This is a genomic window from Roseovarius indicus (assembly GCF_008728195.1).
Lineage (GTDB): Bacteria > Pseudomonadota > Alphaproteobacteria > Rhodobacterales > Rhodobacteraceae > Roseovarius > Roseovarius indicus.
Genome location: NZ_CP031598.1, coordinates 4,730,317 through 4,754,410 on the forward strand (window position 1 = coordinate 4,730,317; position 24,094 = coordinate 4,754,410).

Annotated in this window: 20 protein-coding genes; 10 read left to right on the forward strand and 10 right to left on the reverse strand. The window is 67.4% G+C overall.

The genetic code is table 11. The features are described 5' to 3' along the window. Positions 1-58: 58 nt before the first annotated feature. The 5 genes from RIdsm_RS22660 (at position 59) to RIdsm_RS22680 (ending at position 8,037) form a co-directional block, all read left to right on the forward strand. Positions 59-1,387 carry an amidase gene (locus tag RIdsm_RS22660; protein WP_057820506.1) on the forward strand — a complete coding sequence of 443 codons (1,329 nt, stop codon included), beginning with the start codon at positions 59-61 and terminating at the stop codon, positions 1,385-1,387. A 54-nt stretch (positions 1,388-1,441) separates the two neighbouring features. After that, on the forward strand, positions 1,442-2,947 hold the full coding sequence (locus RIdsm_RS22665; protein WP_057820508.1) for an aromatic amino acid lyase: 1,506 nt from the start codon (positions 1,442-1,444) through the stop codon (positions 2,945-2,947). 122 nt (positions 2,948-3,069) lie between these two features. Further along, a complete protein-coding gene (locus tag RIdsm_RS22670; protein ID WP_057820510.1) occupies positions 3,070-4,248 on the forward strand; it encodes an aminotransferase class I/II-fold pyridoxal phosphate-dependent enzyme in 1,179 nt (392 codons plus the stop codon). 18 nt (positions 4,249-4,266) lie between these two features. After that, the gene (locus tag RIdsm_RS22675) at positions 4,267-7,281 is read left to right on the forward strand and encodes a DNA translocase FtsK (protein WP_057820513.1); all 3,015 of its coding nucleotides are present in this window, start codon (positions 4,267-4,269) and stop codon (positions 7,279-7,281) included. A 150-nt stretch (positions 7,282-7,431) separates the two neighbouring features. Continuing rightward, a complete protein-coding gene (locus tag RIdsm_RS22680; RefSeq protein WP_057820515.1) occupies positions 7,432-8,037 on the forward strand; it encodes a LolA family protein in 606 nt (201 codons plus the stop codon). A gap of 164 nt (positions 8,038-8,201) precedes the next feature. Here the strand turns inward: RIdsm_RS22680 and RIdsm_RS22685 are convergent, their stop codons facing one another. Continuing rightward, positions 8,202-8,789 carry a transglycosylase SLT domain-containing protein gene (locus RIdsm_RS22685; RefSeq protein WP_057820517.1) on the reverse strand — a complete coding sequence of 196 codons (588 nt, stop codon included), beginning with the start codon at positions 8,787-8,789 and terminating at the stop codon, positions 8,202-8,204. Positions 8,790-8,972: 183 nt separating this feature from the next. Between RIdsm_RS22685 and hspQ the strand changes: the two genes are divergently transcribed. Then, the gene (gene hspQ / locus RIdsm_RS22690; RefSeq protein WP_057820518.1) at positions 8,973-9,299 is read left to right on the forward strand and encodes a heat shock protein HspQ; all 327 of its coding nucleotides are present in this window, start codon (positions 8,973-8,975) and stop codon (positions 9,297-9,299) included. Positions 9,300-9,393: 94 nt separating this feature from the next. Here hspQ and RIdsm_RS22695 read toward each other — a convergent pair whose 3' ends face one another. The 4 genes from RIdsm_RS22695 to RIdsm_RS22710 all read right to left on the reverse strand — a co-directional run bounded on the left by RIdsm_RS22695 (position 9,394) and on the right by RIdsm_RS22710 (position 13,158). Beyond that, a complete protein-coding gene (locus RIdsm_RS22695; RefSeq protein ID WP_151175234.1) occupies positions 9,394-10,323 on the reverse strand; it encodes an IS110 family RNA-guided transposase in 930 nt (309 codons plus the stop codon). A gap of 202 nt (positions 10,324-10,525) precedes the next feature. Continuing rightward, positions 10,526-12,103, reverse strand: a complete 1,578-nt coding sequence (locus RIdsm_RS22700; protein WP_057813235.1) for a gamma-glutamyltransferase family protein — start codon at positions 12,101-12,103, stop codon at positions 10,526-10,528. A 250-nt stretch (positions 12,104-12,353) separates the two neighbouring features. Beyond that, a complete protein-coding gene (locus tag RIdsm_RS22705) occupies positions 12,354-12,854 on the reverse strand; it encodes an ATP-binding protein (RefSeq protein WP_082647250.1) in 501 nt (166 codons plus the stop codon). Then, positions 12,820-13,158: an STAS domain-containing protein gene (locus RIdsm_RS22710; RefSeq protein WP_057813231.1), complete on the reverse strand. Its 339-nt coding sequence runs from the start codon at positions 13,156-13,158 to the stop codon at positions 12,820-12,822. The genes RIdsm_RS22705 and RIdsm_RS22710 overlap by 35 nt, the downstream gene beginning before the upstream one ends. 93 nt (positions 13,159-13,251) lie before the next feature. Here RIdsm_RS22710 and RIdsm_RS22715 point away from each other — a divergent pair, with 93 nt between their 5' ends. Continuing rightward, complete coding sequence (locus tag RIdsm_RS22715; RefSeq protein ID WP_057813229.1) at positions 13,252-14,424, forward strand: thiolase family protein; 1,173 nt, start codon at positions 13,252-13,254, stop codon at positions 14,422-14,424. 21 nt (positions 14,425-14,445) lie between these two features. On the opposite strand, the gene RIdsm_RS22720 is transcribed toward RIdsm_RS22715, so the two are convergent. Further along, positions 14,446-14,907 (reverse strand): GNAT family N-acetyltransferase, encoded by a 462-nt coding sequence (locus RIdsm_RS22720; RefSeq protein WP_057813226.1) that lies wholly within the window; start codon positions 14,905-14,907, stop codon positions 14,446-14,448. A 344-nt stretch (positions 14,908-15,251) separates the two neighbouring features. Between RIdsm_RS22720 and RIdsm_RS22725 the strand changes: the two genes are divergently transcribed. Next, positions 15,252-16,766, forward strand: coding sequence for a YifB family Mg chelatase-like AAA ATPase (locus RIdsm_RS22725; RefSeq protein ID WP_057813224.1), 1,515 nt, complete (start codon positions 15,252-15,254; stop codon positions 16,764-16,766). Here RIdsm_RS22725 and RIdsm_RS22730 read toward each other — a convergent pair. The 4 genes from RIdsm_RS22730 to rsmI form a co-directional block, all read right to left on the reverse strand. Next, positions 16,732-17,643: an alpha/beta hydrolase gene (locus RIdsm_RS22730; protein ID WP_057813222.1), complete on the reverse strand. Its 912-nt coding sequence runs from the start codon at positions 17,641-17,643 to the stop codon at positions 16,732-16,734. The genes RIdsm_RS22725 and RIdsm_RS22730 overlap by 35 nt on opposite strands. After that, positions 17,640-18,575 (reverse strand): glutathione synthase, encoded by a 936-nt coding sequence (gshB, locus tag RIdsm_RS22735; protein ID WP_057813220.1) that lies wholly within the window; start codon positions 18,573-18,575, stop codon positions 17,640-17,642. Before gshB ends, RIdsm_RS22730 begins: the two co-directional genes overlap by 4 nt. Before the next feature lie 76 nt (positions 18,576-18,651). After that, a complete protein-coding gene (locus RIdsm_RS22740; RefSeq protein WP_074939974.1) occupies positions 18,652-19,071 on the reverse strand; it encodes a YraN family protein in 420 nt (139 codons plus the stop codon). Positions 19,072-19,175: 104 nt separating this feature from the next. After that, positions 19,176-20,039 (reverse strand): 16S rRNA (cytidine(1402)-2'-O)-methyltransferase, encoded by an 864-nt coding sequence (gene rsmI, locus RIdsm_RS22745; protein WP_420854133.1) that lies wholly within the window; start codon positions 20,037-20,039, stop codon positions 19,176-19,178. 88 nt (positions 20,040-20,127) lie between these two features. Between rsmI and RIdsm_RS22750 the strand changes: the two genes are divergently transcribed. Beyond that, positions 20,128-21,303 (forward strand): penicillin-binding protein activator, encoded by a 1,176-nt coding sequence (locus RIdsm_RS22750; RefSeq protein WP_057813216.1) that lies wholly within the window; start codon positions 20,128-20,130, stop codon positions 21,301-21,303. Between the two features lie 21 nt (positions 21,304-21,324). Continuing rightward, positions 21,325-24,090: a [protein-PII] uridylyltransferase gene (locus RIdsm_RS22755; protein WP_057813214.1), complete on the forward strand. Its 2,766-nt coding sequence runs from the start codon at positions 21,325-21,327 to the stop codon at positions 24,088-24,090. Positions 24,091-24,094 lie beyond the last annotated feature (4 nt).

The window sequence follows — 24,094 nt, forward strand, 5'->3', positions numbered from 1 at the left end:
CGCCGCACTGCCGCTACGGTCGCTTTCCGAAGGCAAGCGACTGGAAGGGGCAGCGGGGATGAAAGACTGGCTACACATGACGGCGGCCGACCTCGGCCGTGGCATCGGCAAGGGCGAGATCGACCCGGTCACCCTCTGCGACACTTACCTTTCGGCCATCGACGCCCACCCGGCCCGCGACCGCATCTACACCATCGTCACCCATGACCGCGCCCGCGCCGAGGCGAAAGCCGCCAAGGAACGCGCCGACGCAAAGCTCCGCCTCGGCCCGCTCGACGGCGTGCCGGTCAGCTGGAAAGACCTCTTCGACACGGCCGGTCTGGCCACCTCCGCCGGCTCCCGCCTGCTGGAAGACCGCGTGCCCGAGCATGACGCGCCGGTGCTCGCCACCGCCACCCGCGCCGGGCTCGTCTGCCTCGGCAAGACCCATATGAGCGAGTTCGCCTTCTCGGGCCTCGGCCTCAACCCGATGACGGCCACGCCCCCCAACATCAACGATCCCGACGCCGTGCCCGGCGGCTCCTCCTCCGGCGCGGCGGCCAGCGTCGCCCACGGCCTCGCCGCCTGCGGCATCGGCAGCGACACCGGCGGCTCCGTCCGCATCCCCTCGGCGTGGAACGACCTCACCGGCCTGAAAACCACGTCCGGCCGCATCCCGCTCGACGGCGTTGTGCCGCTTTGCGAGAAGTTCGACACGGTCGGCCCCCTCTCCCGCTCGGTCGAGGATTGCGCCCTCGTCCTCGCCGCCCTCGAAGGCACGCGCCCCGCCGACCTCAAAGGCGCGTCGCTGAAAGGCGCCCGCTTCGCCGCCCTGCAAACCGTGGTGATGGACGACGTGCGCGAGGGCCCCGCCAAGGCCTATGCCGACGCCGTCGAGCGCCTGAAAGACGCCGGCGCCACCGTCGAACCCATCGAGTCGCCGGAGATCGCCGAAGCCATGCCCATGTCCGGCGTGCTCTTCACCGCCGAGGCCTACGGCATCTGGCACGACACGATCGAGGCCGCGCCCGACCGGATGTTCAAACCCATCCTCGAACGCTTCCGTGGCGGCCGCGACGTCACCGCCCCAACCTACGTGGCGGCGTGGCGCCGCCTCGAACAGCTCCGCCGCGACTGGCACGCGCGCGTCGCGGGCTACGACGCGGTGATCCTGCCCTCGGCCCCCAACATGCCGCCCAATGCCGAGCGACTGATGACCGATGACGAGTTCTACGTCACCGAGAACATCCTCACCCTGCGCAACACCCGCGTCGCCAACCTGATGGGGCTCGCCTCCATGAGCCTGCCCACCGGCACGCCAAGCTGCGGGCTGATGCTCTGCGGCAAACCCTTCGGCGAGGAACACCTGCTGCGCGTGGCCAGCGCGGTCGAAAAGGCGCTGGCGTGACGCGCGGGGCAGCCGTCGGATTTTGAGTATTTCTGGAACAATGAAAGACGGGACATGGCAAAGCTGCTGCTGGACGGGACGGGTCTGACGGTCGAGGCACTGGCGGCGGCGGCCCGCGGCGCCGGCGGCGTGGCGCTGGCCGAGAACGGGCTGGCGAAGATGCGCGAGACCCGCGCGCTGATCGACCACGCCATCGAGAATCGCATCCCCGTCTACGGCGTCACCACCGGCCTCGGGGCGCGCTCGACAGAGGCGCTCGATGCCGAAACGCTGGCCGGCTTCTCCCTGCAAACCATCCGCGGCCGCGCCCACGCGGTTGGCGAGCCCATGCCCCGCGACACCGTCCGCGCCCTGATGCTGGCCCGGCTCAACACGCTGCTGACCGGCTATAGCGGCGCCCGGCCGGAGGTGGCGGAATACCTGGCCAAGGTGCTCGACGCCAACCTCGTGCCCGTCTCGGGCGGGCTCGGCTCGGTCGGCGGCGGCGACCTTGTCCTCAACGCCACGGTGGCGCTTGCGCTGATCGGCGAAGGAAAGATGACCAACGCCGACGGACAGGAAGGCCCCTCCGCCGACATGCTCCGCGCCGCCGGCATCGAACCGCTGCAACTGGCCCCGCGCGACGGGCTGGCGCTCGCCAACCACACCGGATTCTCGGCGGGCGAAGGCGCGCTCGCCCTCGACGGGGCTCTGACCGGCTTCGCGGCGGCACAGGCCGCGGCCTGCCTGACCATGGAAGGCTTCCGCGCCAACCTCTCCCCGCTCGACCCGCGCGCGCTCGCCGCCAAACCCCTGCCCGGCCAGTCCATCGCCGCCGAGGGTCTCCGCGCCCTGCTCGACGGCTCCGCGCTCTGGCAGCCCGGCGCCGCCCGCCGGCTGCAAGATCCACTTTCCATACGCAACACCGTGCAGATCCACGGCGGCACCGCCGCCGCCCTCGCCAACGCCCGCCCCGTCGTCGAGACCGAACTCAACGGCGCCTCCGACAACCCCATCGCCATCGCCGAAACGGGCGAGGTCATCTCCTGCGGCGCCTATCACAGCACCGAGCTAGGCCTCGCCGTCGAATCCGTCTCCCGCGCCTGGCAGCACCTCGCCATGGGCCAGATCGCCCGCATCGCCCGCATGATGGACCCCGATTTCACCGCCCTCCCCCTCTTCCTCGCCCGCCCCGACAGCGGCTCCAACGCCTTCGCGCCGGTCCTCAAGGTGGCCGAAGACCTCGCCGCCGAAATCACCCGCGCCGCCACGCCCCAGCCCGTCTGGCCCTCGATCAACGCCAACGGCGTCGAAGACAGCCTCACCTCCGCCCCCACGGCCGCCCGCGCGCTCACCCGCATCAACGACCTCGGCCGCCGCCTGACCGCGATCGAACTGATGGTCGCCGCCCAAGCCGTCGACCTGCGCGGCGTCACGGCCGAACTCGGCCCGCCCATGGCCCGCCTGCACCAGGCCCTGCGCGCCATCGCCCCGCAGATCGACTCTGACCGCCCGCTCACCAACGACATGGAATCGCTGGCGAAACTCATTGCCGAAGGCGGCCTGACACCCCCGGCGTGACCGGCTGCGAAAATGCCACAACCCCCTGTCAAGGCATTGGTTTCGCTGGACCTGATGCAAGACCTCCGGTACATTTTCAGAAAACGGGGCACCAATGATCCCGGTATCTGAGGCAGGACAAGATGTTTCCCGAGCGGTTTTCGAACCTTCCGGAATACGCGTTCCCGCGTTTGCGGGCGCTACTGGATTCCCATAAGCCCGGCGGCGCGCCGGCGCATATGACCATTGGCGAGCCGAAACACCCGTTTCCGGCCTGGATCACCGACGTCATCACCGAACACGCCCACGAATTCGGCAATTACCCCGCGAACGAGGGCACGCCCGAACTCCGCCAGTCGATCACCGACTGGGTGAACCGCCGTTATGGCGTCACCCTCAAGCCCGACACGAACGTGATGGCCCTCAACGGCACCCGCGAGGGGCTCTACAACGCCATGATGGCGCTCTGCCCCGAGGCGAAGAACGGCAAGTGGCCGATGGTCCTCATCCCCAACCCGTTCTACCAGGTCTACATGGTCGCGGCCCTCAGCGTCGGCGCCGAGCCGGTCTTTCTGCCGGCCACCAAGGAAAACGGCTTCCTGCCGGATTTCAGCGAGGTCCCCGGCGATATCCTCAATCAGGTCACCGTCGCCTATCTCTGCTCGCCCTCCAACCCGCAGGGCGCCGTCGCCACGCGCGAGGACTGGGCCCACCTCATCGGCCTCGCCGAGCTCTACGACTTCAAGATCTTCGCCGACGAATGCTATTCCGAGATCTACCGCGATGAGCCCCCCGTGGGCGCCCTCCAGGTGGCACGTGAAATGGGCGCCGACCCCGAGCGGGTCGTGATCTTCCACAGCCTCTCGAAACGCTCGAACCTGCCCGGCCTGCGCTCGGGCTTCGTGGCGGGCGGGCCGGAATCGATCCGCCGGATGAAACAGCTGCGCGCCTATGCCGGCGCGCCCCTGCCCATGCCGCTTCAGCGCGTCGCCGAAAAGGTCTGGGCAGATGAGAGCCATGTCGAGGAAAACCGCGCGCTCTATCAGGAGAAATACGCGCTGGCCGACACGATCATGAACCGCGTGCCGGGCTATCAACCGCCCGAGGCCGGGTTCTTTCTCTGGCTGCCCGTCGCCGATGGCGAGGAAGCGGCCCTGCGGCTCTGGAAGAAGACAGGCGTCCGGGTGCTCCCCGGCGCCTATCTCAGCCGCGACACTGACGCCGGGAACCCCGGCAAGAACTATATCCGGGTCGCGATGGTGGCCCCAAAAGACGAGATGGCGGATGGCCTCACACGGCTGCGCGACTGTCTCTACACATGATTGAGGACGAGGCGAAACATGGCATACCAGACACGCGGGCGCGACCCGTTGCTTGACAGTTCGATGGCCGAGGCAATCGAGAAGCGCGGCAAGGAACTTGCCGGGCTTGTCCTGCTGGCGATCGGGATGATGGCGACGGCGATGATCCTGACATACCACCCCGACGACCCAAGCTGGATGTCCGCCACCGATGCGCCCGTGAAGAACTGGATGGGCCATCTCGGCGCCTCCATCGCCGCCACCGTCTTCATGGTGATCGGCTGGGGCGCGCTGGGCTTCGCCATCATGATCTGCGGCTGGGGCCTCCGCTTCACCCTCCACCAGGGCGAAGACCGCGCCGTCAGCCGGCTGATCTTCGCACCGATCTGGCTGGCGCTGCTGTCGCTCTTCGCCGCAACGCTGACGCCCGGCACAAGCTGGTCCGCCACCCACAGCTTCGGGTTGGGCGGGCTCTTCGGCGATACGGTTCTCGCCACCCTCATGGGCCTTCTGCCCTTCGGCGCGGGGCTCAGCCTCAAGCTCCTGTCGCTGATCATGGCCGCCCTCTCGGTCGGCGTCGGCCTCTTCGTGCTCGGTGCCTCCCGCCGCGAACTGCTGCTCGCCGCCCGCTTCCTCCTCGTCGGCGTCATCATGAGCTACGCCACCTTCCGCGCCATGCTGGGCCGCGGCGCCACCGGGGCGGCACACGCCTCGATGGGCCTCAAGTCCGGCGTCCAGGGCCACCTTCAACGCCGCGCCGAGCGCCGCGCCGAGGAAGCCGCCTATGCCGAGGAAGAAGAACGCGCCGCCCGCATCGTGCCCCCTGCCCCGGCCCGCAAGCTGCGCGCCGAACCCTCCCTCGTGAACCGGCAACCCAACGCGCCCGCGGCACAGGCCGCGCCGAAAACGGCCCCCGTCGCCGCGCCGGCCCCTGCCCCGGCCCCGAAACCCGAGCCCGAGAAAACCGGCGGCCTCCTCTCCCGGATGCCCTCGCTCATCCGCCGCCCCGAACCCGAGCCGGAACCGGAACTCGTCGACCGCGAATACCACGGCGACCTGCCCGACACGCCCGGCCCCGACCGGATCCGCGCCAAGATCGCCGACGCGATCAAGTCGCGCCGCCACCCCACCGAGGAAGAGCTCGAGGTCCAGGAAATCCCTGCCGACAAGCCCCTGACCAAGGGCCGCGGCCGTGGCCCCGACCCGCTGCTCCTCGCCCCCCGCTCGGCCCAGCTGCCGCCCGAGCCGCCGCTGACGGCGGCCCAGGCCCGCGTGCCCCAGGCCCCGATGCAAGAGCCCGTCAACGACTTCGCGACCGACGGCGCCTATGACGACGCCGCCTATGACGACAGCGATTTCGCCATCTACGACGACGAAGACAACCTGCCCCCCGAGCCGGTCCTGCAGGCCAGGCCGCGCATCCCCGCGGCCGAGCCCAAGAAGGTCGTCCAGCACCCGCCACGCAAGGCGCCGCAACCCTCCACCCAGGCCCGGGCCGAAGCCCAGCCCGCCCTGCAATTCGAGGAAAAACCGCAGTTCGACTTCGAGCTTCCGGCCCTCAGCCTGCTGACCAACCCGGCCAAGATCGAACGCCACCACCTTTCCGACGAGGCGCTCGAGGAAAACGCCCGGATGCTGGAAAACGTACTCGACGATTACGGCGTCAAGGGCGAGATCGTCTCGGTCCGCCCCGGCCCCGTCGTCACCATGTACGAGCTGGAACCGGCCCCCGGCCTCAAGGCCTCCCGCGTGATCGGCCTGGCCGACGACATCGCCCGCTCAATGTCGGCGCTCTCGGCGCGTGTCTCCACCGTGCCGGGCCGCAGCGTCATCGGCATCGAGCTGCCCAACGACAACCGCGAGATGGTCGTCCTGCGCGAACTCCTCGCCTCCCGCGATTTCGGCGACAGCAACATGCGCCTGCCGCTGGCACTGGGCAAGGATATCGGCGGCGATCCGGTCATTTCCAGCCTCGCCAAGATGCCCCACCTGCTCATCGCCGGCACCACCGGCTCGGGCAAGTCCGTGGCCATCAACACCATGATCCTCAGCCTCCTCTACAAGCTCACGCCAGAGGATTGCCGCCTGATCATGATCGACCCCAAGATGCTGGAACTCTCCGTCTATGACGGCATCCCGCACCTTCTCTCGCCCGTGGTGACCGACCCGAAAAAGGCGGTCGTCGCCCTGAAATGGGTCGTGGCCGAGATGGAGGAACGCTACCGGAAGATGTCCAAGATGGGCGTCCGCAATATCGACGGCTACAACAGCCGCGTCGAAGACGCGCTCTCGCGCGGCGAGATGTTCTCGCGCACCGTCCAGACCGGCTTTGACGACGAGACCGGCGAACCCGTCTTCGAAACCGACGAATTCGCCCCCGAGAAGATGCCCTACATCGTCGTCATCGTCGACGAGATGGCCGACCTGATGATGGTCGCCGGCAAGGAGATCGAGGCCTGCATCCAGCGCCTCGCCCAGATGGCCCGCGCCTCCGGCATCCACCTCATCATGGCCACCCAGCGCCCCTCGGTCGACGTCATCACCGGCACGATCAAGGCCAACTTCCCGACCCGGATCTCCTTCCAGGTGACCTCGAAAGTCGACAGCCGCACCATCCTCGGCGAAATGGGCGCCGAGCAACTGCTCGGCATGGGCGACATGCTCTACATGGCCGGCGGCGGCAAGATCACCCGCTGCCACGGGCCCTTCGTCTCGGACGAGGAAGTCGAGGAAGTCGTCAGCCACCTCAAGGCCTACGGCCCGCCCGACTATGTCGGCGGCGTGCAGGAAGGCCCGGAAGAGGACAAGGCCAGCAACATCGACGCGGTCCTCGGCCTCAACACCGGCGGCAACACCGATGGCGAGGACGCCCTCTACGACCAGGCCGTCCAGATCGCCATCACCGACAGGAAGTGCTCCACCTCCTACATCCAGCGCAAGCTGGCCATCGGCTACAACAAGGCCGCGCGCCTCGTCGAGCAGATGGAGGAAGAGGGCGTCGTCAGCCCCGCCAACCACGTCGGCAAGCGCGAAATCCTCGTGCCCGAGCAATAACCCTCGCGCCCCGGGCCCGACCCGGGGCCCCTTGCGGAAAACCCGACGCCCCGGCCCCAAGGTCCGGGGCGTTTCACCTTACCCCCCTGCCCCGCAAATTTCCGTGATCGACATGGTGCAATTCCCCGCACCAGCGCCTAGATACGAGGCATGACCATGATACGCACCCTCCTGGCCTCGGCCGCCCTCTCTCTCGCGGCTCTGCCCGCAGCGGCCGAGCAGCTATCGCTGAACGAAATCTCGGGCTATCTCAACAGCTTCAAGAGCGCTCAGGGCAAGTTCACCCAGATCAACGAAGATCAGACGATCTCGACCGGCCAGATCTACATCAAGCGTCCCGGCCGGGTGCGCTTCGAATACGATCCGCCCGACGAAACGCTGGTGCTGGCCGACGGCACCCGCGTCGGCGTGATCGACCCCAAGTCGAACACCGGCCCCGAGGCCTATCCGCTCCACCGCACGCCGCTCAAGATCATCCTCGCCAACAACGTGGATTTCACCCGCGAGCGCATGGTCACCGGCCATGAAAGCGACGGCAAGACCACAACCGTCCGCGCGCAGGATCCCGAAAACCCCGATTACGGCAGCATCGAGCTCGTCTTCACCGACAACCCGGTCGAGCTGCGCCAGTGGGTCGTCACCGACGACACCGGCACGCGCACGACGGTTGTGCTGGGCGATCTGAAAACTGGCATGCAGCTCGATGACGAACAGTTCGTCATCCCCGGCGTCGGCGTGGAGAAACGCGACCGGTAAATCTTCCCTCGTGAAGACCAGACCTTGAAAAACCGGGCAGCGCCATGGCGCGGCTTTTTTCCGGGCCGGGATCGGCGTCACTGCGCCCATCCCCACACGTCCTTCAACAGGACAACCTGACAGGAAAAACGCCGCTACCCGACCCGGGAAGCGGCCTTTCCGTTTCAGTACCTACGGCAACTCGCCAGCTGCGCCTCATAGGCTTTCGCCCGCGCCGCCGTCTTGTCGGCCACCCGCACCAGCCACGCCTTCTTGTTGTAGCTGCCGCTCCGGTAACCGCCCCGGCCTTCGTGATAGGCAAGGTACTGGTTGCGCGTGTCATGCCGCGAGATGCCGAGATGCTCGGTCGTCTTCGCCATGTACCAGCCCATGAAGTCGGTCGCGTCGTGGATGTCGTTCCGCCGGGCGCGGTAGCGCCCCTGCTCTTCCTTGTATTCCTCCCACGTGCCGTCAAGCGCCTGGCTGTACCCGTAGGCCGAACTGATCCGGCCCATCGGGATCACCCCCAGCGTCCAGCGGAAGGGCGTGCGCGCCTCCCCGTCGAACTTGCTCTCCTGGTAGATGGTCGCCATCTGCACGTGAATGGGAATGCCCCATTGCCGTTCCGTCGCACGGAAGGCGCGGGCATATTGCGGCCGCTCGCGCAGGATCACGCAAGCGTCGTCAAGATTGTCGGGCGCGGGTCCGGCAGTGCGGCCGCCACACGACCCCACCAACAAAACCAATAATATCGCGCGAAGAGTTCTGCTCATCTGCCTCTCGCTTTTTTCGTCTTTTTTTCCATTGTAACCCATAGAAGGGCTTTGGGAAATCCCGAATTCGGGCCGGCAAACTGTCATAGGCGGGTTCACACACTGTTTCTCCGCCCATTCCCAGCCGGCATTGGACAAACGGGCCTTGAAAGCGCTAATATCTGCGTTTAGGGGCTGTTTTGAATGTATACGACACGTGCGAAATATCACTTGGGTCAAGTTGTGCGCCACCGGAAGCATCCGTTCCGGGGGGTGGTCTTCGACGTCGATCCCGAATTCTCCAACACCGAGGAGTGGTACGAGTCCCTCCCCGAGGAGAGCCGCCCGTCGAAGGAACAGCCCTTCTACCACCTGCTCGCCGAAAACGACCAGAGCTACTACATCGCCTATGTCAGCGAACAGAACCTGATCGCCGACTATTCCGGCGAACCGGTGGGTCACCCCGACATCCCCGATCTCTTCGGCCCGTTCGAAGACGGCCACTACCCGCTGCATTTCCAGCTCAACTGACCGGGCGGTGGGTTTGCACCCACCCTACATTCCCCTGATGTGCAGGGCGGGCCTCGCGCCCCCCATTCGCCGTCATCCGTAGCAACTGTCTTTCTTATCCTGCCGCTGGCCGGTGCTCTCTTTGATCCCGCAGCATTGCGTTGAGGACGGTGAGCAGCTTGCGGGCGCAGGCGACGATGGCGAGTTTGACCGGTTTTCCCGCCTCCTGCAGCTTGCGCCGGAAGGCCCTTAGCGCCGGGTCATACCGGCTGGCGATGAACCCCGCGAGGTAGAGCGTGCGCCGCACCTCCGCGCGGCCGCCCCAGATCCGCCGCTTCCCCCGGAACCGGCCGCTGTCGCAGGCATGCGGCGCCAGACCGGCGAGGCTGGCGATCGCCCGGCGGTCGAGACGGCCCAGCTCGGGCAGCCGGGCCAGCAGGCTTGCCGCCAGCAGCGGCCCCACCCCCGGCATCGTCCGCAAGAGGCGCGACCGGTCCGACAGCGCCTCATCCGCCCCGATCACCGCGGCGATCTCGGCCTCGAGCTTGCCGATCCGGCGGCGCAGCAGCGCGATCATGCTGCCGATATCGCGGCGGACAGAGGCATCGCGGGCCTGACGCAGGCGCGCCATCTCGGCCCGCAGCATCGCGCCGAGATCGTCCCGGCGGCCCATCAGGCCGGCCAGCCGCGCCCGCCCGGGATCGGCCGGCGGCGTCGGGCGCAAAGCCAGCGCCCGACCCATCTCCGCCAGCACCCGGGCATCGACCCGGTCGGTCTTGGCCAGCCGGCCCGTGGCGCGGGCGAACTCCCGCGCCTGCCGCGGGTTGACCCGGGCGTAGGTGACATCCGCCGCGCCGAGCGCCTCGGCCAGCGGGTGCTCGTACCCGCCCGAGGCCTCGAACACCACCAGCGCCCCCCGGGCCCGGGCGGCGAAAGCCCGAAGCTCGGCGGTCGCCATCGGCACCCGCTCCGCCCGACCGGTGGAAAGAAAGAAGACGTCGATCCAGTCCTTGGCGATATCGACGCCGATGACATCTTGTGGCAAAGTCATGGGGCCTGTCCTTGATCTGCGGGATCGGCTGGTTGCACAGCCCTCCCTGGCAACTGTTCAGGTTTGACAACGGTCGGCAGACGAGCCCCGGGCTACGCGACGGTCTCAAGGACCAAGGGTGGGACGGGGTCTCGCCTGCCGATACACAATATCGCACAGATCAAAGAGACAAGGGTGGGTGCCAACCCCCCCCGGCTCAATACCCCAGCGCACAGCCGTCCTTGCGCGGATCGCTCCCGCCTTCGAGCACGCCGTCCTCGTGCAGCAGAATCGCCTGCGCCCCGCCGATCGGCTCGTCGGGCACATCCACGTCGTGCCCCATATCCGCCAGCGCCTGCCGCACCCCCTCGGAATAGCCCCGCTCCACCTTCAGCTTGCCACCATCCGCAAAGCTTCGCGGCCCGTCGATCGCCGCCTGCGGCGACAGCCCGAAATCCTTCAGGTTGCTGACGAACCGCGCATGCCCGTTCGGCTGATAGGCCCCGCCCATCACCCCGAACGGCATCGTCACCCGGCCGCCCTCGCGCAGCATGCCGGGAATGATCGTGTGCATCGGCCGCTTGCCGCCCGCCATCTCGTTCGGATGGCCCGGCGTCAGGGTGAAGCCCGCGCCGCGGTTCTGGAACAGGATCCCGAACTTCTCCGACGCGATGCCAGAGCCGAACCCGTGGAAGATCGAGTAGATCAGCGACACCGCCATCCGGTCCTTGTCGACCACGGTGATATAGATCGTGTCCTTGTGCACCGCCTCGGCCAGCGGCCCGGCCGCGGCCATCGCCTTTTTCGGGTCGATCAGCGCCGCCAGCTTCTCCGCCGTCTCGGGCGCCAGCATATGCGCCAGCCGCGTGGTGTGATCCGGGTCGGCGATGATCCGGTTGCGCGCATCATAGGCCAACTTCGCCGCCTCCGCCTCGATATGCACCCGCTCGGCGCCCCACGGGTCCATCCCCGCGATGTCGAAATGCTTCAGGATGTTCAGCATCAGGATCGCGGTCGCCCCATGCCCGTTCGGCGGATGCTCCCACAGCTCGGTCTCCCGGTAATCGCCCGACACCGGCTGCGTGTAATCACAGGCCGCCGCGGCGAAATCCTCCGCCGTGTGCACCCCGCCCATCCCCGACAGCGCCGCCAGCATGTCCTCGGCCACCTCGCCCTCGTAGAACGCGGCGCGCCCATCTTTCGCGACCCGGCGCAGCACCTCCGCCTGCCCCGGCGCGCGGAACAGCTGCCCGGATTTCAGCGGCTTGCCGCCATCCGAGTAATGCGTCACCCCATGCCCCTGAAGCACGGCCACGTCATTCGGGAAATCGAACGCCACCCGCTCCGCCACCGGCACCCCGACCTCGGCATAGTGAATCGCCGGCGCCAGTACCGCGTCCAGCCCAAGCCGCCCGTGATCCGCCGACAACCGGCAGAACGCATCCACCGCCCCGGGCACCGTCACCGCCTCGACGCCGTTGACCGGCACCGTCTCGTGCCCCTTGTCGCGCAACGCGTCGGCCGACGCCGCCGCCGGCGCCCGGCCCGACCCGTTCAGCGCCCTGACCTCGTCGCTGCCCGCCTCCTTGAACAGCACGAAGCAATCGCCGCCGATCCCGGTCATCTGCGGCTCGCAGATGCCCAAAAGAACGGCCCCGGCAATCGCCGCGTCCATCGCGTTGCCGCCGCGCTCGAGGATATCCACCGCCGCCTTCGCGGCCAGCGGATGGGATGTGGCGCACATGCCGTTGGCGGCCAGAACGGGCGAACGGCCCGGAAGGTGAAGATCGCGCATGATGAAAGCCCTGCTCATTTCCGTAACGTCGCGACACTAAGGCCGCCGCGCGGAAATGCCAATAAACCGGCTTGGCCGGCGGATCGTTTCGCGAATTGTCCCGGGGGGTAAGTACCTCGACGCCGCGCACTGGGTGGGGGCTGTTAAACGCGGCGCCGAGGGAAGCCATATGCAGCTACAGGTACAGTTTTGCCCGTTCTTTCGGGCGCTTTTTCGCAATGATTGCGGCGAGATTAAGGTTTTTCGGTCTTTACGCACCGGATCGGGGCGTAAAGCGCAACCCAAGGATGTTTTCACCGTCTCGGCGGCAGTAATCAAGCGAGTCCACCTGGCTGTGAATCAGGTACCAGCCGAATCCGCCCTCCGGCTGAAACTCGCAAGGCACATCCATATCCGGCAGCGCCCCGTCGGGCATGTCACCGCCCGGCATCGGAAGGCCCCGGTCGGAGACCGTCACGCACAGCGCATCGCCCTCCGTCCGGGCCTTCAGCCACACGCGCCCGGCGCCGCCGCCATAGGCATGTTCGCAAATGTTGTTCAGCACTTCCGCCAGCACCAGCTCGACCCGGAACAGCAGGCCCGGCGCCGCGCCGGACCTCGCCAGGATGCCGCGAACGGCCGCCACGGCCTCGCGCGTGGACTCCGGCGTCGCCCGAATCGCCAGGCTCAGCGGCAAGCCCGCCGCCGTGTCGCCCCCGCGCCCCGGCATGGCACGCTCACCCGGCCGCGCGGCGCGTTGCACTATCGACATCCCCGTATATCCCGAAAACCGTATCCATCCGCGTCAGCCGGAACACCTTGTCCACGTCCGGCGTCAGCCCGGCAAGGTCAAGCTTGCGCTCGGGCCCCAGGAACTTCATCACCGCCACGATGGCGCCAAGACCGCTCGAATCGACGAAGGTCACCTGTCCAAGGTCCAGCACCACGCGCGGGGTCGTATCATCCACCGCCGCGCGCACCGCATCCTTGAACCGGATGGCCGCTGCCGAATCGATCCGGTCCGCCTTGACCGAAATAACCTGAACACCGTTCAGTTTGCTGCTGTCGAGTTCCATGCGCGTTCCGCCTTAGGTACTAATACGACGCAGGCTAGACCGCATTCGTTACCATTCGGTATTCTGCGGCATCAAATTCCGAGGAGGATCACCATGAAAGACGTTGTCATTGCCGGAGCCGCCCGCACCCCGATGGGGGGCTTCCAGGGAGATTTCGACGGTGTCGAGGCCAGCTGGCTGGGCGGCACCGCCATCCGCGCGGCCCTGGCCGACGCGAAAACCGAAACGGTGAACGAGGTGCTGATGGGCTGCGTCCTGCCCGCCGGCCAGGGCCAGGCCCCCGCCCGGCAGGCCGGCTTCCACGCGGGCCTCGGCGAAGACGTGCCCGCCACCACCCTCAACAAGATGTGCGGCTCGGGCATGAAGGCCGCGATGATCGGCTTCGACCAGATCGCGCTTGGCGACACCGACATGATGATCGCCGGCGGCATGGAAAGCATGTCCACCGCGCCCTACCTCCTGCCAAAGATGCGCGGCGGCGCCCGCATCGGCCATGCCGAGGTCAAGGATCACATGTTCCTCGACGGGCTGGAAGACGCCTATGACAAGGGCCGCCTGATGGGCACCTTCGCCGAGGATTGCGCCGAGAAGTTCCAGTTCACCCGCGAAGCGCAGGACGAATACGCCATCGGCTCGCTCGAAGGCGCGCTCGCGGCCCAGAAATCCGGCGCCTTCGACCGCGAGATCACGGCCGTCACCCTCACCACCCGCAAAGGCGAGGTCACGATCTCCGAAGACGAACAGCCCGCCAAGGCCCGCCCCGACAAGATCCCCCACCTCAAACCCGCCTTCCGCAAGGATGGCACCGTGACGCCCGCCAACTCGTCCTCGATCTCCGACGGCGCGGCGGCCCTGGTGCTGGCCTCGGGCGACGCGGCCAAGGCAAACGGCCTCAACATACGGGCCCGTATCCTCGGCCATGCCAGCCACGCCCAGGCACCCGGCTGGTTCACCACCGCGCCCGTGCCGGCGGCCCAGAAACTCCTCAAGAAACTCGGCTGGTCGAAAGACGATGTCGACCTCTGGGAAGTGAACGAGGCCTTCGCCGTGGTGCCGATGGCCTTCATGCAGGAAATGGGCCTGCCCCGCGAAAAGGTCAATGTAAACGGGGGCGCCTGCGCCCTGGGTCACCCGATCGGCGCCAGCGGCGCGCGCATCATGGTGACCCTGCTGAACGCGCTGGAAACCCGCGGCCTCAAGCGCGGCGTCGCGGCCATCTGCATCGGCGGCGGCGAAGGCACGGCCATCGCCATCGAGCGCGCCTAAAACCCTACGCCACCGTAGGGTTCACCGATCCAGGTCGCGCCGCATCGTGGCCATGCCACCGCGGCGCGACAATTCCTCGTAGCCCGATTTCTGATACAGCCTGAGCGCCGCCTCGTTATCGAGCTCCACCTTCAACGTGATGCTCAGCGCCCCAAGATCCCGCGCCGCATCCTCGGCCAGCCGCGCCAGCTCCTCGCCGGTGCCGCCGCGCATCTCTTCCTCGACGAACACGTAAGTCAGGTGCCGCACCTCCGGGCCGACGCCCACGCGCAGCGCAAAGAACCCCACCTCGCGGCCCGCGCCATCCAGCAGGTAGAACGACTCGTCGTCCATCTCCTGCAGCCACCGCATCTTCCATTCCCCCTCGTCGAACGGAAATCTCGCATGGGGGTTCACGAGGGCCATGTCGTCCTCGTCCTTCAACAGCCCCGCAAGGGGGGCAAGGTCGCGCTCCTGGTTGTGGCGCAGGCTCAGGCTCGTCATCTCGTCGCTCCTTCGGCCGGGGATTCGCAGTTGAAACGCCGGACCTGCCACAGGGCAAACGGGGGATGCAAGGGCATGCCCTGCGCTGTCTGGCCCCCGCGCGGAGTCAAGGCGCGCCCAAGCGCGCCGCCGCGCGATCGCCAGTCCGCCCCCCGGGCTGGCGATTGGAGAGGTCCGCGCATCGCTCATGGGTCATACTGACACTGCACCATAAACCACCAAACTATAGCGTCGGCTCGCCACCCCGCGGACTGTCGATCCCGCGGCTTTCCTCACCCGTTAACCAATCCTCAACCATTCCGGCCCACCCTGTTAACCAAGTCTGGCAACGCAAAGGATGCGCGATGGTGGCCCGCGCCTACACGGTCGCGTTCGAGGGGGTCGAGGCGAAAACGGTCGAGGTGCAATGCGCCGTCACCGCCGGCATTCCCGGCTTCTCCCTCGTGGGCCTGCCCGACAAGGCGGTGACCGAGGCGCGCGACCGCGTGCGCACGGCCCTCACCTCCATGGCCATCGCGCTCCCCTCCAAACGCATCACCATCAACCTCTCCCCCGCCGACATGCCGAAAGAGGGCAGTCATTTCGACCTGCCCATTGCCCTCGCCCTTCTCGCCGCCCTCGAAATCATCCCCACCGACGCGGTCGAAGGCACCTGCTCTCTGGGGGAGCTCTCCCTCGACGGCTCCCTCCTGCCGGTGATCGGCGCCCTCCCCGCCGCCCTCTCGGCCGCCGAGGCCGACCGCACCCTGCTCTGCCCCAAGGCCTCCGGCCCGGAAGCGGCCTGGGTCGACGCCGCCCGCGTCATCGGCGCTGCCACCCTCGCCGACGTCGTCCGCCACTACACCGGTCAATCCCCCCTCGCCCCGGCCGAACCCGGCGAAGTCATCCCCGACAGCTCCGGCCGCGACCTCACCGACGTGAAAGGCCAGGAACGCGCCAAGCGCGCCCTCGAAATCGCCGCCGCCGGGCGTCACCACCTGATGATGGTCGGCACGCCCGGCTCCGGCAAATCCATGCTCGCCGCCCGCCTGCCGGGCCTCCTTCCGCCGTTGACGGCACAGGAAGCGCTCGAAACCTCGATGATCCACTCCCTCGCCGGGCTGATCGAGGAAGGCGGCATCAACCGCGCCCGCCCCTTCCGCGAACCGCACCACACGGCCTCGATGGCGGCCATCGTCGGCGGCGGCCGACGCGCCTCGCCGGGCGAGATTTCCCTCGCCCATAACGGCGTGCTCTTCATGGACGAGTTCCCCGAATTCACCCGCTCCGTCCTCGAAACCCTGCGCCAGCCCGTCGAATCGGGCGAGGTCGTCGTTGCCCGCGCCAATGCCCATGTGAAATATCCCTGCCGCTTCATGCTGGTTGCCGCCGCCAACCCCTGCAAATGCGGCTACCTGCCCGACGCCTCCCGCGCCTGCGCCCGCGCCCCGGCCTGCGGCGAGGATTACATGGGCCGCATCTCCGGCCCCCTGATGGACCGGTTCGACCTCCGGATCGAGGTGCCGCCCGTCTCCTACACCGATCTCGACCTGCCCAGCTCGGGCGAAAGCTCCGCCACCGTCGCCGCCCGCGTCGCAACCGCCCGCGACCTCCAGACCGCCCGCTACCGCGACCACCCCGGCATGCGCCTCAACGCCGATGCCGAAGGCGAAATGCTCACCGAAATCGCCACGCCCGACACCGAAGGCCGCGACCTCCTCACCAAGGTCGCCGACCGCTTCGGCCTCTCGGCCCGCGGCTATCACCGCGTCCTCCGCGTCGCCCGCACCATCGCCGATCTCGATGGCTCCGAAACCATCCACCGGCCCCACGTGGCCGAGGCCGTCAGCTTCCGGCTGTCCGCGGCGAAAGAGAGCTGACCCAACCGGCAATCTCTCGCAGGGTCACCATCGCCTCGGGCATAAGTCCTTGAAAATAGGGCCAGACATGCGGCAGATCATGCTCGATCCGAAGATCCACCGGCACCCCCTGCGCCTTCAGCCGCTCCGCCATGCGCCGCGTGTCATCCAGCAAGATCTCGGTATCCCCGGCACAGATCCACACCGGCGGCCCGCCCGTGAAATCCGCATATAGCGGCGAGGCGCGCGGGTCCTTCGCATCGGCCCCGGCGAGGTACATCTCGGCCGATTCCTCGACCCGGCTGGCGGGCAGCATCACGTCGGCCCGCGCATTGGCGGCGACGCTCTCGCCCGAATATGTCAGGTCGGTCAGCGGCGACATGGCGAACACCCCCAGCGGCGCCTTGCCCCCTGCCCGCAACACCTCCGCCACCACGGCCAGCGCCAGCCCGCCGCCGGCGCTGTCGCCGCCGATCACCACGCCGCCCGGCCAATCCTCGACCGCCCGGTACACCGCCAAGGCATCCTCGACCGCCGCCGGAAAGGGATGCTCCGGTGCCAGCCGGTAATCGGGCAAACAGGCCGGCAGCCCGGTCAACTGCGACAGCCGCGCCAGCATCGCCCGATGCGTCGTCGACGACCCGAAAACGTACCCGCCGCCATGCAGATGCAACAACAACGGCCCGGCCTCGCGGCGCACACCCTTCGCCGTCGCCCATTGCACCGGCACCCCGCCCAGCGCGCCTGTCTCGTAGCGCGTGCCGAACGGCGCCCGGAAAAACAGCCGTGCCTTGAATTCGAAACTCCGACGCAGCGCCACCGGGTCTTCCACCCGCTCCAGGTGCCGCTTCTCGGTCAGACGCAGGTAGGGGTTCAGAATGCGCCGCGCGACGCTCACGCCCGCTTGCCCTCGATCGCCTCCCAGATCTGGCCGGCAACGTTCACCCCGTCGAACCGCTCCAGTTCCTGGATGCCCGTGGGCGAGGTCACGTTGATCTCGGTCAGGTAGGTCCCGATCACGTCGATGCCCACGAAAACCTGCCCGCACTCGCGCAACCGCGGCCCGATGATGCTGCAGATCTCCCGGTCGCGCTCGGTCAGCTCCACCTTCTCGGGCCGGCCGCCCACATGCATGTTCGACCGCGTCTCGCCCTCGCCAGGAATGCGGTTGATCGCCCCCACCGGCTCGCCGTCGACCAGGATCACCCGCTTGTCGCCGTTCTTGATCTCCGGCAGGTATTTCTGCGCGATCAGCGGCTCGCGGCTGAACCCGGTGAACATCTCGTGCAACGAGCTCAGGTTCCGGTCGCTCTCGGGCAGGTGGAACACGCCCGCGCCGCCATTGCCGTAAAGCGGCTTCAGGATGATATCCCCATGCTTGGCCCGGAAGGCCTTGATCGTATCCAGGTCACGCGCGATCGCGGTGGGCGGCATCAACTCGGGGAAGTCGAGAATCAACAGCTTCTCGGGAAAGTTCCTGACCCAGAACGGGTCGTTCACCACCAGCGTGCCCGGGCTCAACCGCTGCAGCAGATGCGTGGTGGTGATGTAGAACATGTCGAACGGCGGGTCCTGCCGAAGCCAGACCACGTCCATCTCCGACAGGTCGAACAGCTGCTCCTCGCCAAGGGTGAAGTGATTGCCCTTCTCCCGCCGCACCTCCAGCGGCCAGCCCCGCGCCTCGACCCGGCCCTGGTTATAGGCCAGCCGGTCCGGCGTGTAGTAGAACAGCTCGTGCCCCCGCGCCTGCGCTTCCTCGGCCAGCCGGAACGTGCTGTCCCCGTTGATATCGATCGGCCCGATCGGATCCATCTGAAAGGCGATTTTCATAGGCTGTCCCCGGCAAATACGTGCAGCCTTTTACATGGGCCAATCCCGGCCAGTGTGCAAATCAGAAATGTGCAAATCAGAAATGGCTGAACGCACCGTCGCGGATCTCCACCTGCCCCCGGCCATCGACCAGGGCAAGGTCGAAGCGCACCTCCGAAAGCTGCCCATCGGGCGTATTGCCGAGGTATTCGGACCCGGCAAGATGAATCCGCTGCATCTGGTCGGGCCGCAGCCGCTCCGCCGCGGCATCGAAACTGCGCGCCAGCTTCACCTCGCAGAAGACATAGACGCCATCCTGCAGGAAAATCAGGTCGATCTCGCCCGCCTGCCCGCGCCAGCGCGTTTCCAGAAGGTCGGCGCCCCGCCCGTCATAGGCCCGCGCCACCGTCTCCTCGGCACTGACACCCGAAAGGTAGGCCCGCTTTCCCCGGCGCCGTTTTGACGCCGGCACCGCCGGAACCGCCCCGCCGGTCTCAAACCGAAAATGTTTCGTCATGGCCGATCCTTCCTCATCACGGCGCCTATTCCGCCCAACGTCACATAAACGCCGGCCCCAGCCACCAATCCACACGCGCCCAGGCGAGCAAACAGCCGCACAGATCACCCGCCGCCCTTCGACAGCTCGAGAGCACGCTGATACACTGGCCGCCGCTTCAGCCCGAGATCCGCCGCAACCATATCCGCCGCATCCCGCACCGAATGCCCCGCCAGCGCATCCGTCAGAGCCCTGTCTAAATCAACTTCACTAATTTTCTCCGAATCCCCTTGCCCCACCAGCACGACGATCTCCCCTTTCACGGTCCGCCCCGCCATCTCCTCGGCCAGCTCCGCCAGCGTTCCGCGCCGCACTTCCTCGAATTTCTTGGTCAATTCCCGGCACATCGCCGCCTGCCGCTCCGCCCCCAGCACCTCCGCGGCATCCTTCAGCATCGCCGCCACCCGCTTCGGCGATTCGTAGAAGATCAACGTGCCGGGCATCGCGGCATACTGCCCAAGCGCGGATTTCCGCTTGGAGCCGCCCTGCGGCAGAAATCCCGCAAAGAAGAACCGGTCCGCCGGCAGGCCCGAGAGCGTCAGCGCGGTCACCGCCGCCGAGGGGCCCGGCGCGGAAATCAGGCCATGCCCGCCCTCCACCACCGCCCGAGCAAGGTCATACCCGGGGTCCGACACCATCGGCGTGCCGGCCTCGGAGGCGTAAACCACTGATTTTCCCGCCTCCAGCGCCGCCATGATCCTCGGCCGCGCCCGGTCCGCGTTGTGATCGTGATAGCTCACCAACGGCCGGTCCCCCAATGGAATCCCGTGAATATCCATCAGCTTGCGCAGGCTGCGCGTGTCCTCCGCCGCCAGCACATCGGCCGCGCCGAGAATGTCGAGCGCACGCAACGTGATGTCGCGCGCCGCCCCGATCGGCGTTGCAATGAGGTAAAGCCCCGGAGCCAGCTCCGGGTTGACCGGAATCACCACTGGACCCCTCCCGCATGACGTCTATGATCGGCCCGAAACCCGTACGGGACCCTGTCCCGCCGTCAGAAGGGAGCGCTTCTCGTTCATGTTCGCCGTTTTCACCAAGCTTCGCAAGTTGATCCTCGGGCCCCTCGCCCTTCTCTCCATGCTGCTTCTCGCCGCATGCCAGACCGGGCCGCTCATCGGCTCCGGCCCCTCGGTCAACCCCTCGGCCCCGGTTCCGGTGGCCCTGCTCGTGCCCTATGGCTCGGCCGACACCAATGAACAGAAACTCGCACAAGACCTCGAGAACGCCGCCCGCATGGCCGTCTCCGACCTGAACGGTGTCCAGATCGACCTGCGCGTCTACGGCACCGCCGGCAATGCCGAGAAGGCGGGCCAGGTCGCGTCCGAGGCCGTCGCCGACGGCGCCAAGATCATCATCGGGCCGCTGCATGCCGAATCCGCCAATGCCGCGGCGCTTGCCGTCGCGGGGCGCGGGGTCAACGTGCTGGCGTTTTCCAACAACCCCACCATCGCCGGGGGCAACCTCTTCGTGCTGGGCCAGACCTTCAACACCACGGCCAACCGCCTGGTGGGCTACGCCGCCTCGCAGGGGCGTGACCGCATCATGACGGTCTATGCCAGCAACCTCGCCGGCCGCCTCGGCCGCGCCGCCATCCAGGAGGCGATCACCCTCAACGGCGCCGTCCCCGCCGGCAGCGTCAGCTACGAGTTCTCGCAACAGGGCGTGATCTCGGTCCTCCCGCAGATCAAGAACACCGCCCAGCAGAACGACGCCAACGCCATCTTCCTCACCGCCAACACCGCCGGCGCCCTGCCGCTCTTCTCGCAGATGCTGCCCGAGAACGGGCTGGGCCAGGACTCCATCCAGTATATCGGCCTCGCCCGCTGGGATACGCCCCCGCAGACGCTCGAACTGCCGGGCGTTCAGGGCGGCTGGTTCGCCCTCCCCGATCCGGGCCGCTCGGCGCAGTTCCAGAACCGCTTCCAGTCGGCCTACGGCGCCCCGCCCCACGCGCTCAGCGGGCTGGCCTATGACGGCATCGCCGCCGTCGGCGCGCTGGTCACCGGCGGGTCCCGCAACGCCCTGTCGAAAGAGGCGCTGACCCAGCCCGCCGGCTTCCAGGGCGTGAACGGCGTCTTCCGTTTCCTGCCCAACGGGTCGAACGAGCGCGGTCTCGCCGTGGCCACGATCCAGGACAAGCAGGTCAAGGTGCTGAGCCCGGCACCCCAAGGCTTCGAAGGCGCGGGTTTCTGATCCTGCGCTGAAAAGACCGGAATGAAAGACGCAGCCCCCCCTCCGGCGGACCTGATCGGCCCGGCCGACGGCATCTTCGACCAGGATGCCGTCACCGCCGGCATCGACACCGCCTTCGCCGCGGCCGGCACCGACACGACCGCCCAGCGCAAATGCGTCGTCGACCGGCTGCAGGAGGCGATGGAGGCCGGGCGCGCCACCATCGCCACCGGTCTCGCCGCCGACCCCTTCGCCGCCGAAGCGGCAATCCGCTCCTACAGCTGGCTGACCGATTGCGTCGTGCGGGCCGCGCTCGACGTGGCCACACGCCACCTCCACCCGCTGCCCACCCCCACCGAATCCGAGCGCATCGCCGTCTTCGCCGTCGGCGGCTACGGCCGGGGCGAGATGGCGCCCTTCTCCGATGTCGACCTGCTGTTCCTCACGCCCTACAAGATCACCCCCTGGGCCGAGAGCGTCATCGAAAGCACCCTCTACATCCTGTGGGACCTGCGCCTGAAGGTCGGCCACTCCAGCCGCACGGTGAAGGATTGCCTGCGCCTCGGCGCCGAGGATTTCACGATCCGCACGGCGCTTCTGGAGAAACGCTTCATCTACGGCGATGCCGAGCTTGGCGAAACGCTCCGCACCCGCCTGCGCGAAGACCTCTTCAACGGCACGGAGCGCGAATTCATCGAGGCCAAGCTCGAGGAACGCGGCACCCGCCACCAGAAGCAGGGCGTGCGCTACATGGTCGAGCCCAACGTCAAGGAGGGCAAGGGCGGCCTGCGCGACCTGCAATGCCTGTTCTGGGTGGCCAAGTATGTCCACCGGGTCGACGACGTCGCCGATCTCGTCACCCTCGGCCTCTTCGCCGAGGAAGAATTCGCCACCTTCGCCAAGGCCCACAATTTCCTCTGGGCGGTGCGCTGTCACATGCACCTGCTCACCGGGCGCGCCACCGAACAGCTCACCTTCGACCTGCAGGTCGATGTCGCGGCCCGCATGGGCTATGTCGACAGCCCCGGCCGCCGCGGGGTCGAGCATTTCATGCAGGATTACTTCCGCCACGCCACCGCGGTGGGCGAGCTGACCCGCATCTTCCTGACCAAGCTCGAAGCGGCCCACGTCAAATCCCGGCCGCTCCTGCAACGCCTCTTCAAGCGCAAGCGCAAGCTCAAGCACAACTACACCGAAGTGCACGGCCGCCTCGCCATCGTCGACGAACAGGAATTCCTCTCCGACCGCATCAACCTCCTGCGGCTCTTCGAGGAGGGGCTGCGCACCGGCCTGCTCATCCACCCCGACGCCATGCGCCTCGTCACGGCCAACCTGAAACTGATCGACGAAAGCTTCCGCAACGACCCCAAGGCGCGCAAGCTCTTCCTCGACCTGCTCCTGAAACACGGCAACCCCGAACGGGCGCTCCGCCGCATGAACGAGCTGGGCGTGCTCTCGGCCTACCTGCCGGAATTCGAACCGATCCGCGCGCTGATGCAGTTCAACATGTATCACAGCTACACGGTCGACGAGCATATCATCCAGTGCATCTCCCAGCTCGACAAGATCGAGCGGCACGAGCTGAAAGAGGCCCTCCCGGTCGCCTCCTCCATCCTCGCCGAAGGGGTCAACCGCCGCGTCCTCTACGTGGCCCTCCTCCTCCATGACATCGGCAAGGGCCGCGACGAGGATCACTCGATCCTCGGCGCCCAAATCGCCCGCAAGGTCGGCCCCCGCCTCGGGCTCAAGCCCAAGGAAGTCGACACCGTCGAATGGCTGGTCCGCTATCACCTGCTGATGTCGGACATGGCCCAGAAACGCGACATCGCCGACCCCCGCACCGTGCGCGATTTCGCCAAGGCGGTGCAAACCAAGGAACGGCTCGACCTGCTCTGCGTGCTCACCGTCTGCGACATTCGCGGCGTCGGGCCGACCACCTGGAACAACTGGAAAGCCTCGCTCCTGCGCGCGCTCTACCGCCAGACCCGCCGCGCCATGGAAGGCGGCCTCGAAGAGCTCAACCGCGAACAGCGCGGCTCGGATGCCAAGCGCAACCTGCGCGACGAGCTGGCCTTCTGGGATCCGAAAGACCTCAAGACCGAAACCGCCCGCCACTACCCGCCCTACTGGCAGGGGCTGCACGTCACGGCGCACGTGGTCTTCGCCAAGCTCCTGCGCGACCTCAAGGAAGACGAGATCGCCATCGACCTCGCCGTCGACGACGACCGCGACGCCACCCGCGCCTGCTTCGCGCTGGCCGATCACCCGGGCATCTTCTCGCGCCTCGCCGGTGCGCTGGCCCTCGTCGGCGCCAACGTGGTCGACGCGCGCACCTACACCTCCAAGGATGGCTTCGCCACCGCCGTGTTCTGGATCCAGGACGCCGAGGGCCACCCCTACGAATCCGAACGCCTGCCGTGCCTGCGCAACATGATCCACAAGACCCTCAAGGGAGAGGTCGTCGCCCGCGACGCCATGCAGTCGCGCGACAAGATCAAGAAACGCGAGCGCGCCTTCAAGGTCCCGACCCACATCACCTTCGACAACGAAGGCTCGGAAATCTACACCATCATCGAGGTCGACACCCGCGACCGCCCCGGCCTGCTCTACGACCTCACCCGCACGCTCGCGGCCAGCAATGTCTACATCAACTCCGCCGTCATCGCGACCTACGGCGAACAGGTGGTCGACACCTTCTACGTCAAGGACATGTTCGGCCTGAAATTCTACACCGAAAGCAAGCAGCGCGTCCTCGAACGCAAGCTGCGCGAGGCCATCGCCAAGGGCGTCGAACGCGCCACCGAATGACCTT